The 17403-nt window shown below is 50.0% G+C and carries 16 protein-coding genes; 1 reads left to right on the forward strand and 15 read right to left on the reverse strand.

Annotated elements, in window-relative coordinates; genetic code table 11:
* Positions 1-13: 13 nt before the first annotated feature.
* From GI364_RS16220 to GI364_RS16280, 13 genes are all read right to left on the reverse strand, one after another.
* The gene (locus GI364_RS16220; protein WP_198850282.1) at positions 14-799 is read right to left on the reverse strand and encodes a carbon-nitrogen family hydrolase; all 786 of its coding nucleotides are present in this window, start codon (positions 797-799) and stop codon (positions 14-16) included.
* Between the two features lie 110 nt (positions 800-909).
* On the reverse strand, positions 910-1929 hold the full coding sequence (locus tag GI364_RS16225; protein WP_233095831.1) for an aminotransferase class I/II-fold pyridoxal phosphate-dependent enzyme: 1020 nt from the start codon (positions 1927-1929) through the stop codon (positions 910-912).
* A 211-nt stretch (positions 1930-2140) separates the two neighbouring features.
* Positions 2141-2797, reverse strand: a complete 657-nt coding sequence (locus GI364_RS16230; RefSeq protein WP_233095832.1) for a protein disulfide oxidoreductase — start codon at positions 2795-2797, stop codon at positions 2141-2143.
* Positions 2798-2839: 42 nt separating this feature from the next.
* Positions 2840-3223, reverse strand: a complete 384-nt coding sequence (locus GI364_RS16235; protein ID WP_198850283.1) for a rhodanese-like domain-containing protein — start codon at positions 3221-3223, stop codon at positions 2840-2842.
* Positions 3224-3445: 222 nt separating this feature from the next.
* Entirely contained in the window at positions 3446-3619 is a 174-nt protein-coding gene (locus GI364_RS16240) for a hypothetical protein (protein ID WP_198850284.1), read from the reverse strand.
* A gap of 197 nt (positions 3620-3816) precedes the next feature.
* Positions 3817-7065: an ATP-binding protein gene (locus tag GI364_RS16245; protein WP_198850285.1), complete on the reverse strand. Its 3249-nt coding sequence runs from the start codon at positions 7063-7065 to the stop codon at positions 3817-3819.
* Positions 7066-7136: 71 nt separating this feature from the next.
* The gene (locus GI364_RS16250) at positions 7137-7922 is read right to left on the reverse strand and encodes a 3-hydroxybutyrate dehydrogenase (protein WP_198850286.1); all 786 of its coding nucleotides are present in this window, start codon (positions 7920-7922) and stop codon (positions 7137-7139) included.
* 25 nt (positions 7923-7947) lie between these two features.
* The gene (locus tag GI364_RS16255) at positions 7948-9165 is read right to left on the reverse strand and encodes an alpha/beta hydrolase (protein ID WP_198850287.1); all 1218 of its coding nucleotides are present in this window, start codon (positions 9163-9165) and stop codon (positions 7948-7950) included.
* Positions 9126-10124 (reverse strand): branched-chain amino acid ABC transporter permease, encoded by a 999-nt coding sequence (locus tag GI364_RS16260; protein WP_198850288.1) that lies wholly within the window; start codon positions 10122-10124, stop codon positions 9126-9128. The genes GI364_RS16255 and GI364_RS16260 overlap by 40 nt, the downstream gene beginning before the upstream one ends.
* Positions 10121-10990: a branched-chain amino acid ABC transporter permease gene (locus tag GI364_RS16265; RefSeq protein WP_198850289.1), complete on the reverse strand. Its 870-nt coding sequence runs from the start codon at positions 10988-10990 to the stop codon at positions 10121-10123. Before GI364_RS16265 ends, GI364_RS16260 begins: the two co-directional genes overlap by 4 nt.
* A gap of 1 nt (position 10991) precedes the next feature.
* Positions 10992-11714 (reverse strand): ABC transporter ATP-binding protein, encoded by a 723-nt coding sequence (locus GI364_RS16270; RefSeq protein ID WP_198850290.1) that lies wholly within the window; start codon positions 11712-11714, stop codon positions 10992-10994.
* Positions 11698-12459, reverse strand: a complete 762-nt coding sequence (locus tag GI364_RS16275; protein ID WP_198850291.1) for an ABC transporter ATP-binding protein — start codon at positions 12457-12459, stop codon at positions 11698-11700. Before GI364_RS16275 ends, GI364_RS16270 begins: the two co-directional genes overlap by 17 nt.
* 48 nt (positions 12460-12507) lie before the next feature.
* Positions 12508-13716, reverse strand: a complete 1209-nt coding sequence (locus tag GI364_RS16280; protein WP_198850292.1) for a substrate-binding domain-containing protein — start codon at positions 13714-13716, stop codon at positions 12508-12510.
* Between the two features lie 230 nt (positions 13717-13946).
* On the opposite strand from GI364_RS16280, the gene moaA reads away from it, so the two are divergent.
* A complete protein-coding gene (gene moaA, locus GI364_RS16285; RefSeq protein ID WP_198850293.1) occupies positions 13947-14957 on the forward strand; it encodes a GTP 3',8-cyclase MoaA in 1011 nt (336 codons plus the stop codon).
* A gap of 185 nt (positions 14958-15142) precedes the next feature.
* Here moaA and GI364_RS16290 read toward each other — a convergent pair whose 3' ends face one another.
* Both GI364_RS16290 and GI364_RS16295 read right to left on the reverse strand, forming a co-directional pair.
* On the reverse strand, positions 15143-16897 hold the full coding sequence (locus GI364_RS16290; protein WP_198850294.1) for an MFS transporter: 1755 nt from the start codon (positions 16895-16897) through the stop codon (positions 15143-15145).
* A gap of 22 nt (positions 16898-16919) precedes the next feature.
* The gene (locus GI364_RS16295) at positions 16920-17360 is read right to left on the reverse strand and encodes a MerR family transcriptional regulator (RefSeq protein ID WP_198850295.1); all 441 of its coding nucleotides are present in this window, start codon (positions 17358-17360) and stop codon (positions 16920-16922) included.
* Positions 17361-17403: the final 43 nt, after the last annotated feature.

Genomic DNA, 17403 nt, shown 5'->3' on the forward strand with positions numbered 1-17403 from the left:
GGTGAGGCACATACTACAGTAGGTCGTACAACTGCGGTCTCCTATCTCGCAAAGACGGGACCCTTTCCCGAACCTCGTCTGCTAATTTCAGGTCAATATCAGCAAGAAGAATTTGGGCATCAGCTCCGGCCTCGGCCACAATGTCCCCCCAAGGGTCAATCACTTTCGAACCGCCAATAAACCTGTCATTTTGATTTTCACCGGACATGTTGACAGCCGCTACATACATTTGGTTTTCTATGGCCCTTGCCTGCAGCAAAGCATTCCAGTGTTGTTGCCGTTGCATTGGCCACTCAGCTGGTACAAACAGTATCTTTGCTCCTTTTTCAACAGTGCTGCGAGCTAACTCCGGAAAACGCAGGTCGTAGCAGATGACCGTAGCACCTTTTGTGGATGCCAAATCGAACGAGGATAAACTGTCGCCTGCAAGCAAATACTTGTCTTCCTCCATGAGACCAATCAGGTGTATTTTTCTATAAGTATGTACTAGCTCCCCGTCCGAATTAAATGTCACTGCAGTGTTGGAAATCCCTTCAGAATATCGAATCGGCAACGAACCGCCCACGATCCACATGTTCAAATCCCTTGCGAGTCCGGACAGCAGTGTGACAGTATGTCCGTTGAACGTTTCCGCGTGTTCTTCCAGTCTCTCGAAATCATAGCCGCAAGTCCACATTTCCGGAAGCACAGCGACATCTGCTCCGTTTCCGTTCGCTTCGCGAATCATCTGCTCTGCAGTTTTTCGATTGCCCGCTTTGTCTCCCTGCAACACATTCATTTGACACAGTGCAAGTTTCACAAAAATCCCCCCTTCAGCCATACCTCGCAAACGAAGCCCGTACACTCAAATTGGAGTCAAACACTGTGGACCTAAAGTGCTGCGAACAAGGTCACAACGGAACCCAAGTCCTACATCGATAACGATTTTAGGGCTGCCCCCACTACTTGCCTCTGCTCTGATGTACCCACAGTAACACGGATACAGCGGCTCAGAGGGTCAGTTCCAGGGGAACGAATGAAAATGCCCTTCTCAAACAACTGTTGTACCAGCGCCTGGGCTCGTTCAGTCGACCCGACGTCAATTGCCACAAAGTTGGTGGAAGATTCAATCGGCGTATACCCAAGCTCTTCAGCCAACTGGTAGTACTCTTGTTTACCCCTGGCAGTGTCTTGCAACACGTAGCTTGTGAAAGTATTGTCCGTCAATGCTGCCAAGGCTCCTGCCTGAGCCATCCGATTGACTCCGAAATGCAGTCTTACCTTGTGCATTGTTTGGATTACATCCGGGTGTGCAATCACGTACCCAATTCTTGCACCGGCCATGCCATACAATTTTGAAAACGTCCGAAATCGAATTAACCTTTCGTCGTTGTAGTCACTTTGCAGGTGAATATCTTCGGATGCAAACTCAATGTAAGCCTCGTCTAATAGAAACAGACAATCAGACGGCAGACTATGCAAGAATTGATGTAAATCAGATGCGCTGTAATGAGTACCTGTCGGATTATCAGGATTAGCTAAATAAACCATTTTTGCTCTCAGGTCGCGGGCTGCTTGTGCTAGTGCCTCCAAATCGTTTCGATAGTTGTGATAAGGGACCAAGGCTTTGTAGCCGCCGAACCCATCGACATGATAAAGGAAGGTAGGATAAGCTCCATCTGAAGCCACCACCGCCTGCCCCGGCTCCAAAAATACTCTAACAATCAAACCTAACAGTTCGTCTATACCACCAGCCACAAGCATCGAATCCATTGGAAAACCGAGTTGACGGTTTAGTTGCTGCCTCAATTCATAGCTCTCCGGGTCTCCGTACCACATGACGTCTTCCACTGCCTCTCGCATTGCATAAGCAGCTTTGGGAGAAACACCATATGCGCTTTCATTTGCACCAAGCCTTACATTCACCCGTACGCCGGTTCGGCGTTCCAAGGTTTCCGGAGCCGTAAAGGGCACGCTTGAAGGAAGTTGTGAAATTAATTCGGTGAATTTTGGATGTAGAATGAGATCTCCTCCTTTCTTTCATTTCATTATACATAGAAGTTTTAACTGAAAAAAGACGAACTCGATGGACGAGTTCGCCGTTAAAAGGGGATTGGTTTCTTACGCCGACTCAGACTTTCAACTGAATGTCCAAGTCGTTTTATGAACTGGCAACCACCTCCATGATTTTTTCCAATAACATATTCTCCGGTGCCGCTCCTTCAAGCGAATTGGCCTCAGAGTTATTGATAATGGTTTTTGGAACGCCATAGACATTAAACTCACTTGCCCAATCTGGGAACTCCTGTGCCTCCACCATGTTTGCGTGAACCATACCTGATTCAAAAGCAAATTGGTGAGCAAGGTGAACCGCAGCCGGACAGTAGGGGCACGTCGGCGTAACAAATACGGACAAGTCCAAAGCAGACGTCAAGCCCGACAATTGCTTCTTTGTCTCCTCCTGTAATCCAGAATCACCTCTAGACAACATTAGGATGTCCTCGAGCAGCGTTGCAAACTCGTATCCGCTCGGTGCACCGTAGAACCAGACACCATAATCCTTTTTCGAATCATCGGAAATCATGGCAGCAGGAACTTTGTTCACACCCATCTCCTTGACCTTGTCCTCGTCAGCATAAAGGTTGTATACCTCGAGGGTGAGAAGGTCTGATAGGGCTGTCAGTTCTTCATATAACTGACGAACCTCTTGACAAGTCTGGCATTCTAAACTGGATTCTACATACTGGATAACAACAGGGTTTTTCAACTCTTCAAAGCGTTCCTTAATGGCCTTCTGGTTGCTTTCAGAAATCAACATGTCAATCCCTCCCGCTCATTTGCATAGAACAACGGAGTGCACTTATTTCTTAACAGGACCACTCCAACGGCTCATGCCGCCGGACAGGTTATAAATAGCTTCCATCCCAGCTTTTTTGGCAATCTGTGCAGCTTTCATGCTGCGGTTTCCACTGCGGCACACGAACACAATTTCTTTATCCTTAGGAAGATCAGCGAGACGATTTCGTAAACTTCCGAGGGGAATGTTTTTCGCTTTCGAGATGTGCCCCCCTGAGAATTCAAAGGGTTCACGTACATCCACCACATGTAGTGATTGCGGCTTCTGTTTGAGCTTTGACTGAAGTTCTCCAGGTTGAATCGTCTGAATACCCCCGGCTCCTCTGCGACTCCACAGAAACCAACCTACCACTAAAACCACTAGAACAACCCAAATCCACGTCTGCAAAGTATATCCTCCTCAGTACCATTTATTCTTCCATACGTAGATGGCTTCTTGATACAATACAAATATCCTGACTCCATTTATATACCCCTATGGGTATGTTGTCAAGGGAGTACATGGCAAATAATCACAGACAAAATCCCGCGTTTGAACACGGGATTACGTGCTTCTTCGCTGGCGATGTCCCGCCATTTTCCTGAGCATCACCATACAGCAACTGAAACGTCAGCAAATGCCGCCAAACGGAGAGTCAATTCTAAGCTGCCGTCCAAACCAGGTCTTTGGATAGTCAATCGTGACGCTCTCCATCATATACGCAAAGTGTTTGGCAAACACAAATTTGATTCCGTCAACTTCCTGTACTACATCTTCATCTGAGATGGTCTCATCCAGAGCCATACCATATTGAGGTCCGCCTCACCCTGCCGAAAGGTACAGACGCAACTGTGCTGCTTGTTCCTCTTCGAGGACTGAACGCAAATAGTCATTTGCAGCAGGTGTTACTTGAATCATTCCTCTTCCCCCCAGCCTCTCTGTCATACCCGAGCGGGTATATTCAGTTCCAACTTTAGGGGGCCGTCTTCAATTTGTCAATATCACACGAGTTGTTGAAAAACCTCTGTTGTGGCAGGCATGGGCTCCACTCCCAACTCTCGTCGCAGGACTTGTTCACATTTGTGGTATGTCTGAATAATCATAGAGCGGTTAAACATTGCTCCGTGAATTTTCATCATAAGTATGTACGCGTCTTCCCACACGAGTTCAGATTTAACTATTCTTTCACAGATTGCTAAAGCCTCCTCATACTCTTGGTCCGCGTAACAGAGATTGGCGTATTCCATCGACCTCTGAATAAACTCCAAGCGAAGCTCTGTCCGCTCCTCTTCGCACCATAGTTCGTACTTTGCTTCAGGCAGGTATTCTCCTTGGTACAGAGCCATGAGCGACTTTAGTATGACTTTCTTGCTTTTTTTGCTGTCAGCGGAGTCGACTGACGCCGCCATGCTTTTAAAATTGTCTTTGTCGACCTGGAGTATAGCCTGCTTGGTAAGCGCATACATGGACCCTCTGCGAGCGATAAAAACACTCGGTCCCCGCCCTGGCTTATCCGGCTCGAGAACCGTTGATAAGGCGTGCAACGCAACCTTAAAGTCCCGCTCTGCGGCGTCAGGAGAGAGGTCTCCCCACAGTTGCTCACAGACCTCTTCTCGGTGCACATAAACTCCTCGATGTGTGAGCAAGAACAGAAATAATTGCCGAGCTTTCTCGCGCGGCCACTGGCCATGAGCAATCTCTGCAAACCCGCGCCACACACGCAGTCCTCCCAAAGTTTGCACACGAAGCGTATAGCCTGGGTGATAATCCAGTTCAGCACTGTCCAGATTGTCAAGCAATTGTACTGCTCGCCTCTGCTCCATACCATGCACACGGTGAGCACGAAGCAGCGGTACGAAAGACTGCACGTCACGTAAACCGCAATAAGTCGGTCTCTCCAGCAGAAATCCCCAGTGGCGGCGCTCTGTTTCGCACAGGACTTTGGCCACATCCTCATGGCACCTGCGGTTGTCCACGCGATGCAAAGCCAGTGCGCGCCAAATGCGTGCTGCCGTTTCCAAGAACGCGTCTGTGCAATGCTGAAATTGTGCAATACTGACGGTCAATTGCTCGGCGGCAGTGTCCATATCTCCGTTGATAACAGCTGCTTGGCCAAACCCAAGTCTGACAAGGCTGGCCATCCATATATCGCCCGCGTGTTCTGCAATCCTGATGCCTTCATTGGCATAGGATTTTGCCAAGACATACTGCTTTCGATATCCGTGTGCCAAACACAGCCCTAAGAAGGCCTCAGATTTACCGCGGGGTATTTCCATGTCATCCATTTGCGATACGGCCTGTTGATAAAGGTTGAGCGCTCTGTCACCCAACGGGTCTGCCAGGTGTTCGGCGTGTCCCAATCTAATGAACCCGACTGCACTGACAAACGGAGAATGAAGTGACTGTCCCAATCCGTGTCCGAATTCTGCTTGACGTTGCGCCTCGTCAATCTCGCCCCGCATGACGTACATTAAGGACAAGAGCAGTGTGCCTTCTCGATGTGCCAAAGCGGAACGCTCATCGGCACCGTCAATTTGCACCCTTGACCTCATGAGCGTAATAACTTCCGATATTTTTCCCGTTCTTAACAGCATTCTGGCGTCCATGTTATTGGTTGAAAGTGCAACATCGGTACTTTCCCGCAACACAGCAGCAATCCGATTGGCTCTGCCGACAGACGCAGAGTTAATACTGTTTTCCAAAGCCAGTTGAAGTACTGTGAGCCGCAGCACGCGGTTCTTGCGCGGAACCAGTTGCCGTGCCGCAAGAATATGCGGATGTGCATGGGCTGGTTGAATGGTGTCGAGATACAGACGTGCGCGTCCAATTTCCACTTGGATTTGAATCCATTTATCATCACGTATAAGCGCTTGTTCCTCGGACATCTGATACAATTCCAAAGCATCTGAAAATTGATTGACATGGCGAAACATCTCAGCTTTGGCATGAAGCAAAGCAGGCGACGATTCTAAGACAGAGAGATGAACGCGGTCGAGCCAACTCCGTACTGTTGAAATCTGGCCCCGATGAAGATAACGGTGAATATACGGCGCCAAAGCATTTCCAGCATGCTCTTTATTGGACAAGAAAAACAGGTACGACACTGCACGAGATTCTTCACCTCGTTGCAAGTGCCACAGAATGGCTGTCTCAACCAACTTTTCCTGCTGAGAGGGGCTCAGGCTTGCCAGCAAATAGTCTCGGACAAGAGGATGCAGTTCATAGCTGATACCGTCTTCCGAAAGATTGATGTGCCCCCTTTTCTCCAATTCAGACAGGACCAGTTCGCTGTCAAGTCTGTGCAGTGCCTGATTGCATAAATCCGGATGTAACATGGGGAACAAACTGGTATTGCGCAAGAACTCCTGCTGGAGAGTTGTGACGCCCTCGAGGAAGAGTCGACCAATCCGTTCTGTAAGTGAAGCCGTGCCGGACAGAGCGGCACGCAACCGGTGATATGAACCATGCTGCATCCAGTCACGTAACAGCATGGACAGTACCATAGCCATACCCCCGGTCCTCTTCATAACTTCACGGATTTCTGTGCGCTGAAGATACCGTTGATTGGCGTTTTCCAACGGCTGGTTTTCTTCTAACGACTGGCCCTTAGCAGCCAACAGAGTTCCTTCGTGAAACAAAAATCCGATTTCATCTTCCGTAAAAGCCAATTCACGGCTTTGAATCCACAATGCGTCATCAGCTAAAGTGAGGCTCTCCACAAAGGGGAGGCACGGACTAGTCCGTGTAACTATAACCATGTGTATTGACGGAGGCAAGCGTCGGTGCAAACAGTCGAACCATGCCATTACCGCCTGGTCATCATCCAGCAGATGAAAATTGTCAACCACCCAAACCTCGTCTTGAAGCAGCGGCGCATTCTGGACAGCGTTCCCAGCCGATTCAGCGGAGTGAATCCAGGTAAACGTTGAATGCGCTTGGGCAATAATTTCATCTCTTTGTGCAGCATCAACGTAGGGCTTTAGTACTGTGCTGCAGAAACGTTCGACAAAACAGACGCTGTCCTTATCCTGCTCACGAACTGTAAACCATCTTGCTGGCAACCGACTCTGCGTCAGATACGCACGTACGGCCGTGGTCTTACCGTAGCCTGCACCAGCTTTGACAACAGTAGTAAAGACAGAAGGGATGTCAGACAAAAGACTCATCAGCCGTGGACGCGGCACCTCGATGCCGCGCAATCTGGAGAAGGCGGACATGCGCGCACCTTGCCACTCGCCTTGTATTCCCATTATTAACCTCCCCCCGATTGCTTCTTTTTCGTGGTCACAAGCTGTGGTCAACTGTTCCGTTTAACTTGTCCTCATTGTGCGGTATAGCCCCCGTCTATCACAACAGCTTGGCCGGTAATACTGCGTCCCTGATTTGATGCGAGAAAAACAGCGTAGTCTGCAATTTCCTTTGGCTCCAACAGCCGTCGTTGAGGAACCAATGGGTAGATGACCTCCTCAAGCACGTTCTCCAGAGGAATTCCTCTGTTATCGGCTAAATCCTGGAGCTGGTTTCGAACCAGAGGCGTATCCACGTATCCCGGACACAAAGCATTTACCGTAATCCCCGAATCGGCTCCTTCGAGAGCCGCTACCTTTGTCAACCCAATCATCCCGTGTTTAGCAGAATTGTAAGCCGCTTTGCCAGCAAAGCCGACGAGGCCGTTGATGGACGCAATGTTGATAATTCGCCCATATCCCTTTTCCTTCATTTTTGCAAAAGCAAGTTTCGTGGAAATGAACGGGCCAACCAGCATTAGATTGATGATCTGCTGAAACTTTTCGGTCGGAAACTCCTCGATGTTCGACACGTATTGCATTCCGGCGTTGTTGACAAGAATATCAACTGCTCCAAACCGACGCTCGCACTCTTCGAAAAGACCTGTGATATCCTTTTCAGCACTCGCGTCCGCCGGGAATGACGCGGCGGTTCCCCCGGCCGACACGATTTCCCTTGCTGCCGCTGCTGCTGCATCTTCCCTGATGTCTGATATCATGACTTTCGCGCCCGCTAATGCAAATGCCTTCCCAATTTCGTAGCCGATACCGCTGGCCGCTCCCGTGATGACTGCGCTCTTTCCCTGTAACAACTCTGCCATGATTCCATCTCCCTTTAAATCTATTTCACGAATGGCTTGTCACTGAAAGCAGTTTATCCGGATGCAATGCAAATTCGCTGATTTTCGTAAATTTCCCGGACTCAGGCGGCTGTACACTTCGTTCCACCCATGCTTCAAGATGCCCGAGGGCCGCTTCAAAGTATGGCTGTACAGGCTGCTGCCCTTCCCAGTTGCTTTTCAACATACCATCCACGTGGTTGCCGCCGTCAATTTCATAGAGGCGGTGGTTCTTACCGAATCCTTGCATTTTCACGTGTTCTGCATAGGCTGCAGCATTGTGACGGAAAGGAACAAGACAATCCCAGTTCCCTGCCACGGACAGTAAGGGCTTGGTCACCCTCCCGCTGTTCTCAAGCGCCTGCAGGCGAGCGCTAGTGACCTCACTGCGACTGTACCAAGGGTAATCTGCCAGGGGCGACGGGTCGCGCAGCCAATCGTTTGACCAGTCATCGTTAAACGCCGGCCACTCAGGATCGAGAGACCGGCCGTACAGCCAGAGCGACACCACCCAATACATCATGAAATACGTGTCCCAAAACGGTTCGGAAGAGGGGTGTAGTCCTGCTTCCAAGAGTTTATCCAATGCCTTGCTTTGTTCATGAGTCGTTGTATCTCCACGCCAGTTCTTATAGAGGGGATACTGCCCCACAAACACCGGCAGCGTCGTCATTAGGTGGCGCGATTCAGGGTGCCAGAAGACGCCTTCCCATTCCACTGCACCATCTAACAGATGAGGATATTTTTCGAGAATGATCCGCGTCACATAGCCTCCATTGCTGAGCCCCGCCATATATGTACGCGAAGGTTCGCAGCCGTATTGGCGAGTGGCCTGTTCGAAGGCGTATTCGATAAGCGACTTGTAGACAGGACCCCATTCCTCCATTGTCCTGTTTGTGTCCCTCAGTACCAAACCCGGTGTGGCCTTATCGCAGGCTGCAAACGCATAACCTTTTTGAAGCGCAAGATCTGACAGCAACAGGTCCAGAGAAAATTCCGTTCTGACTGCCGGCACGCCTCCAATTAGAAGTTTGCCGTTCCACCGAGAGGCATGAGGCAGGCGCAATACGGCTCTCGCTCCTGCCACTTCACCATGCCAAAACACCCCCGGCACAGGAACAGAGATGGTCGGACGAGCATAGACAAGTGCCTCCGCGTCGGGATACACACCCAGCCCTTGTGAAGTTAGATCTGCTGCTTGCGTAAGGGTGATCGATTCTTCCATGTAAAACGTCCTCCCAACCGATGTAGACCTCCGAGCAATCCGTTTGGCATAAACCGTACAACCACAATGTACAGAATGCCGAAGAGAATGGGATAGTTCTCGAGCAGAGGAATTTGCGTGCCAAAATTGGACAACCAGGACTGAGACAGTACCAGCACGGCTGCACCAATCATACCTCCGCTCAGAGTGCCGACTCCCCCAATCATAACCATTAACAAGACCATTAAGCTTATATTTGCTACGCTGTAAACAGACGTTGAGACAAATGCTTGCGATAGTGCAAAGACAGCCCCCGCCAAAGAAGCCAGCACGCCGGAAACAATGAACGCCAGCGTCTTGAACCAAACTACGGAGTGCCCCAAACCGACGGCCCGTTGCTCATTTTCGCGTACGGCCCGAAGTACGTCACCAATCGGCGATTGAACAAACCGCCTGAGAAACCAAAACGACACTGCCAACAAAACGAGGCACATGTAGTAAATCTGTAAGTCTCCATTCAACCACTGGGGCGGGGTCACTGTCATGCCGTCATTTGCATTCGTAAGATGTCGCAGCGCCTGCGATCCCGCTAAGACTGCAAACACTTCTCCCACAGCCAACGTGATCATCGCAAAGTAAGCATCTCTGACACGGAGGGAGAGAAACGCCACAAACAAACCCAGCACCACAGCGGTTCCTACCACTGCGCCGGTGCCAATCACCAAGCTGAATGAGGTACCGTGCATTTGGTTCAGGCAGATAGACACGGCGTAAGCGCCGGTTCCAAAAAACATTGCGTGCCCAAAGGAAACAATCCCAGTATAACCAATCAGCAAGTCATAGGACATCGCGAACACTGCGAACGCAAAGACTGTATCCAATAGTGTAGTTGCACCCCCTGTTCCGAACAGCAAGGGGTACAACGCGACGCAAAGCATCAGTACAATCCGAAACACGCGTGCAAGCGGGAGTCTTGTCACAGCACGCCCCCCTTTTCTCCGAACAATCCCTCGGGACGGACAACAAGCACTGCGGCCATCACCACAACACCGGCCAAAACTGCCAGAGCGGGCGCAAAGTAACTCGTAACGGCAGTTGCCAAGCCGACAAACACACTCCCCACCACAGAGCCGTTGAGACTGCCCAGTCCTCCAAGTACGACAATGATAAAGGCGTTTAGTTGCATGCTCATTCCAGCTTCAGGCGAAATGGAACCAAAATACGGCCCTGCCAGAACGCCTGCAAGTCCAGCCAACGCTGCCCCGAAGGTAAACACTGTCGTAAAAATGGTGTGGATTGGAATTCCACGGGCCTGAACCAATTCCGAATTCTGAACACCCGCTCGAACAATCATGCCTAAACGGCTTTTTCGCAGCAGTATTTGCAACAAAATGTAGACCGCTATACCAGCGAAAATTGTCAGTACTTGAAACTCAATCAGAGCAAAATGCCCGAACAGCCACGAATGGGTCAGGACCCTGGGAGCGGATGAGTTCACCGGATTGCGTCCAAATGGCAACTTGATAAGCTCTGTCAGCACCATCAACACACCCATTGTCATCAACAGTTGTTGCGTCTGTGCACCGTAAAGACGATGCAGCAACAGACGCTCCGTGAGCCATCCCAATGCTGCCCCTGTCAAGACGCCGCCAGCCATCGCCAATAGAAAACTGCCTGTTGCCTCATATAAAAACGAGGCAATGTAGGCGCCCCAGATATAAAAAGCACCGTGAGCAAAATTAATCACCCGAAGCAATCCAAAAATCAAGCTTAAACCTGCGGCCATCAGAAAAAACAGTGCACTATTGGCCAGGCCGTTCATGACCAGCGTTAACACGACATCCACTTTAATCCTCCTCCACAGCGACGCGTATCCCGAGAGCTCGTTGCTGCAACTCCTTGTCCTCCCTTAACTCATGCACAGGTCCCTTTGCAATAGACTTTCCATCATCAAGTACAACGTAGTACGTGCCGGTTTGCTCTGCCAGGTATAAGTTTTGTTCGACCAGTAATACCGTTACAGAACGACCCAGTTCCTGAATAACTGTGACAAGCTTCTCAACAAACAAGGGAGACAGGCCCTTGGTCGGCTCATCAATCAACAAAACCTTAGGCCGTGCCATCAACACGGAAGCGATGGCCAGCATTTGCCGCTGCCCCCCGCTGAGTGTACCGCCTAACCTGTTGTAAGCCTGTCTTAAGTCAGGGAACAGAGCCAGGACATACTCGAGACCATCTCGAGGCAGTGGTCCACGTCCTGCCGCAAGCCGAAGATTCTCTTCGACCGTCAAATTGCTGAAGATGTTATTGTCTTCCGGCACATAGGCAACACCCGCTTTCTGAACTCGATGCGGCGGAAGCTGACCAAGTGGTCTGCCAAACAATTGAACAGAACCCGATTTAATCGGAATAAATCCCATTAAAGTACGCAGAGTCGTCGTTTTCCCTGCTCCGTTTCGTCCAAGCAGAACTGTGACCGACCCGACAGGCACCTGAAAGGACACATCTCGCAGAATGCTGAATTGACCGATATCTGCGGAGAGTGAATCAACACTAAGTGCGATTTCCATGGTATCCCCCCAAATATGCTTCCTCCACTTTCGGATTGTGCATCACTTCCTCCGGCTTGCCTGTGGCCAGCACTGAGCCTTGATGGAGCACTGCAACAGTGTCAGATAACCGCATAACCACATCCAATTTGTGTTCAACCAAGACAATCGTGTATTTGCGCGATTGCCTCAGTTCTGTCACTAAAGCAAGAATGACTTTTGTTTCTTCCATGCTCATACCCGCGGTAGGTTCATCTAACAGCAGGATTTCAGGCTTTAGCGCCAAAAGCATGGCCATTTCCAGCTTTCGCTTATCACCGTGGGCTAGCTCTGCTGCCCTTGTCCCGCCCAATTGAGAGAGACCCACTCGCGTGAGCAATGTATCCGCTTCTGCGGCTATGCTTCTGTCCCTTCGTTGCAACATTTGGCGAATGTGGACGCGGCGCCGGGCCTGTACAGCAACCACGACGTTTTCCAGGGCGGACAGTCCGGGAAACAAATTCGTTCGTTGAAATGAACGTCCTATTCCCATTCGCGCACGCGCGTCAAATCCGGCCTTCGTGATGTCTCTTTCGTTGTATCGTATGCATCCGTTCCAAATCGGCAGTTCGCCGCTCATGACGCTTATTAAAGTTGTCTTTCCGGCACCGTTTGGGCCAATAATGGACACCAATTCGCCTTTGGCAAAGGAAAGCGACACATTATCGAGGACCAACATAGATTGATATCCCGCCGAGACTTCGTCCACTTCAAAAACTGGTACCATACCGTTCCCCTCCTGCTTGCCCAGAGCCATTTCGGGCAGTCCCCCGTGCTACTTGTTTAGCACCGGGGGCACAGTCTGTTTGGCGGAAATCACTTTGGTCAGGACTGGCACGGGATAATCCACACCAGCCTTGTGCCTCAGAACTACGCCGTATTGATTTTGCAGGGCTTGGTGGTCCGACTTCCGGTAGGTGTAGGTGCCTTTTGGTCCCTGGAAGGACATGCCGGCCATAGCAGCACTCAGCGTGTTGCCGTTCGTAACCCCCTTGGTCTTCTTCAGCCCGTCGACGATGGATATCGCTGCAGCCATACCATCGGGATCGAATAAGTCAGGCACTGTATGAAACTCCGATTTATCATGACTGACCAGATAGTCGTTGACTTTGTTGTGCGGCAGCGTGTAGTAGTATGTGGTGAATCCGCGCATCCCTTCAAACCCCTGAAACAACGCTTTAATTGCCGCGATATTGGGAATGCCCGTGACCACAGTGATGCCTTGCTTAGCAAGTTTCATATTGGCGATACTTTTCCATGGCCCCGGCGCTCCAGCCCAGGTGACAAACAAATACTTCGGGTGCTTCTGGATGATCTTCTCCAACTGCGGTGTAAAATCGGTTGCTTTTGGACTGGCATATACATCGAGAACGTCTTTCATACCCACGTTCACGGCCAACGATTTGAATGCTTTTACCGAATCCCAGCCAAACGCGTAATTTGGGGCGAGCTGTGCAACAGTGGCAGAGTGATTGGGAATAGACAATACCGCAGCTTTGGCCTCCATGTAGGAGTTAGGGGATATTTTAAACACGTATTTATTGTAGTTTTTGCCTGTAATAGAGTCCGCGACAGCCGGTCCTGCCACATAAACCGTTTTATACTTTTGAGCAAGCGGCTCCATCGCAATGGCACTAGCGCTGTTCACTCCGCCGGTCAGTACATCAACCTTCTTGTTTTGCAACAGTCCCTTTGCATCTGTGACCGCCTGTTTGGGGTCCGTTGCGTCGTCTTTCCAGATAACCTGAATCTTTCTGCCGTCCACCTTGTTGGTTCCATTCGTCGCATATTCCAAGCCAATTTTGAAACCGCGCTGCCACTCCTTGCCGTATGCAGCAAGGGCACCGCTAAGCGCTGTTACAGCTCCAATCTGAATCGGTGTTTGCCCGCCGGATTCAGTTGCCTTTGTTGTTCCACAACCGCCAAGAGCGATGCCTGGGGTCGCAAGGACAGCAACCATCGAAATGAACCTGTACTTCTTCACAAAAGCCCCCCCTTTAATTGCTTGCTTTGGTACTTTGCACTGGACTGCGTGTTGTTCCCGAAATTTTCTGTCATATGTGTTCACGCATCCTCTGTAAGCGGATTCGAAGGTGTGAGGTCAAACTATCATGACAGAGTTACACGAGAGTTACATGTAAACGCCCAGGTGTGTATAATAGTAGTTACATATTTGAGGACTCTGCCCCAATCTTGTAAAGGGGATGTTGATAAATGGCGTTAACAGACAGCTTTCAGCGACCTCTTCGTGATTTGCGCATTTCAGTTACCGACAGATGCAATTTTCGGTGCGTGTACTGTATGCCTAAGGAACTGTTCGGTCCGGACTTTGCCTTTTTACCACACAAGGATTTGCTGACCTTTGAAGAAATTTCCCGGCTTGTCCGGGTCTTTGTTCGAGGCGGGGTCAAGAAGGTGCGGCTCACGGGCGGCGAACCTCTGCTTCGGAGGGATATCGAAAAGTTGGTGGCTCAGATTGCCGAGATTGACGGTGTTGAGGACATTGCCATGACGACAAACGGATCGTTGTTAACCCGTGAACGAGCACAAGTATTAAAAAATGCGGGTCTTCAGCGGGTCACAGTCAGTCTCGATTCACTCAAAGACGACGTCTTCATGAAAATGAACGACGTTCATTTTCCAGTGAGTAAGGTGCTCAAGGCCATCGATGCAGCTGCAGAAGCCGGGTTGACTCCGGTTAAAGTGAACATGGTTGTGAAACGCGGATTGAACGATGAAGACATTGTGGAAATGGCACAACAGTTTCGAGGCACAGGCCACATTCTTCGCTTCATTGAATATATGGATGTTGGGAACAGCAACGGCTGGAGAATGGATGACGTTGTTTCAGCAAAAGATATTCTGAACAGTATCCACGAGGTCTGGCCGCTGGAAACCGTTCCCCCGCGTCACGCGGGAGAGGTAGCGACACGCTATCGCTATCAGGACGGCAAAGGAGAAATCGGAGTGGTGTCATCTGTAACGAGGCCATTTTGCGGCGCTTGCAATCGCTCGCGTCTCTCTGCCAAGGGACGCTTATATACCTGCCTGTTTGCCTCAGACGGCTTCGATTTCAGGGAACTGCTGCGGTCTGGAAAATCTGATGAAGAAGTATTTGGAGCCCTGTCGGAATTGTGGGGCTTGCGGTCGGACAGGTATTCAGAGTTACGGTCTGACGAAACACGCAGACGCAATAAGATAGAAATGTCTCAAATTGGCGGTTGATCATTCAAAAAGCAGCACAGGTAAGAATCCGTTTCAACCACAATCAAGAACAATAAGCAGCCTCGTGCCACCTGTTGGTGATACGAGGCTGCTTTCATTTTAGTAACAACCATATCAGAACGCAGAGATTCGCAACGCAGATATAAGGGTCTCTATCGACAACAATACAGGAAGTGCGTTACTCGTTATTCCCCCGCGTTGGACGCATACGTCTTGGTGGACGCAGAACCAGTGTCCTCGGCAGTTTGCGAGTCTGGATTTTCTTCCTTGTGAATGTAGTGTTTTCCTCGAAGCAGAGATGCTATGGCTGCAATCACAGACATTCCGACAGACATAGTAAATGTGAGTCTCAACCCGTGCATAAACGGGCCGCCAATGAGATGCGGGAAGAATACCTTTCCGACAATATATTGAGCCTGATGGACAGGTAAGTGGGATAGGACCTGGGGACCCAACAGATTCTGCAATGGATTATACCCGAGCAACGCTGCGAATAAAGACTCCGTAGGAGGAAGAGCAGCAACGTGCTGTGCTGCAACCTGCGGGATACCGTGCTGCGTGAGTCCTGACAACATGGCCTGCGGGAGTTTTTGAGCAAGGCCGGCAATCATGATGGAAAAAAACACACCCAAGCTCAGCATCATCCCGGCGTTCATAAACGTTGAACGCATTCCTGAAGCAACTCCTCGATATCTTGCCGGAACTGCGTTCATAATGGCAGCACTGTTCGGGGAGGCAAACAATCCCATACCCGCACCTATGATGAACAGATACAGCCAGAACAACCAGCGGTTGAAATCAAGCGGCACTGTGTTGAGCAGGTAGAAACCCACCGCACTGACAACCATTCCGGTTGTTGCGAAGACGCGCGCTCCAAATTTGTCCGACAAATAACCACTGATGGGACCGGCGATGAAAAATCCAATCATTTGCGGAATCGTATACAGCCCTGCAATCAATGGCGTATCTGCATATGACACACCGTGAAGGGGTAAATAGACACCCTGCAACCAAATAATTAACATAAACTGCAACCCGCCCCGAGCCAAGGCTGCCAGAATGCCGCTGATGTTCCCGGCCAGAAACGGGCGAATTGTAAACAGCGATAAGTCAAACAGCGGCTGACGGACACGCTTTTCCACCAGACCGAAGACAAGCAACATGATGATTCCGCCAATAATTCCCGTCAGTACAAAGGGATTGGACCAGCCCATTGTATGTGTACCATAAGGCATGATTCCATAAGTGAGCCCTAACATAATACCCAACAGCCCAACCGCAAGTGTGATGTTTCCCCAGATGTCCAGACGCTGGTTCTTGGCGCGTTGAGAAACTTCCTGAAGGGCAATATACGCCCATATCGTCCCAGCTATGCCCACGGGTACATTTACTAGAAACACCCAGCGCCAGTGGCCTGTGAAAGCCAACAGACCGCCGAGCAGCAGTCCAATGACGCTACCTCCGATAGCTGCCACTTGATTGAGGCCCAAAGCCATTCCTCGTTGATTTTCAGGAAAAGCATCGGTAAGAATAGCAGCGCTGTTCGCAAACAAAAATCCTCCGCCAATACCCTGGATAATTCTAAAGATAATCAGCTCAATTTCTCCGGCTGTGCCCTTACTCCATGTTAACGATGCTAACACAGAACCAATCGTAAAAATTAAAAATCCAAGATTATAGAGACGCACCCTGCCAAACATGTCGGAAAGCCGTCCAAACGTCACCAATAGCACCGTTGTGGCTACGTTAAAACCGAGCAGCACCCACAACAGTAAACTGGCCTGGCCGCCTTTCAAAGGATTCACTTTTAGTCCGTTAAAGATAATGGGCAGAGCAATAATAAGAATACTTTGGTTGATAGTGGCCATCAGCACACCCAACGTAGTATTAGAAAGTGCAATCCATTTGTAACCCGGATGATCGCCCGTTCTTGCTAACATGCTGATTCCCACGCCCCTGTTGTCAGTCTTGTTTGGTTCGAGTTTCGTTATACAAATCTCGTGTTTTCTCTAATCTTTCCCGGACTGAACTCTTAATGCTGTTCAGTTTATCGACTTTTTCATCGATGTGTCCGGCCAACTCGCTTAAGAGTTCCATGTAGCGTTCCAATACAGCGAGTTCAGCCTCTCGCCCCAGATTCCCGTGCTTAAACGTGTCGCGAAGTTGGTCCAGGGACCCCTCCACTTCGAGAATTCTCTTAATCTCTTTGAGACTGTATCCCAACGTCTCCTTTAATTGTAGAATTTGCCGAATCCGGGCCACTGCGCCCTCATCGTACATACGATGACCGCCCTCGGTGCGCCCCACTTGCGGCAAAAGTCCCACTTCTTCGTAATAGTGAAGGGTTCGCGGCGTAATGCCGAATTCATGTGCGACCATCTCCACCGTATAATCCTTCCCCATGCCGCTCGTCAACTCCTCAACTCGTCAACTCCTCAACTCGTCA

Source organism: Alicyclobacillus sp. SO9, assembly GCF_016406125.1.
Lineage (GTDB): Bacteria > Bacillota > Bacilli > Alicyclobacillales > Alicyclobacillaceae > SO9.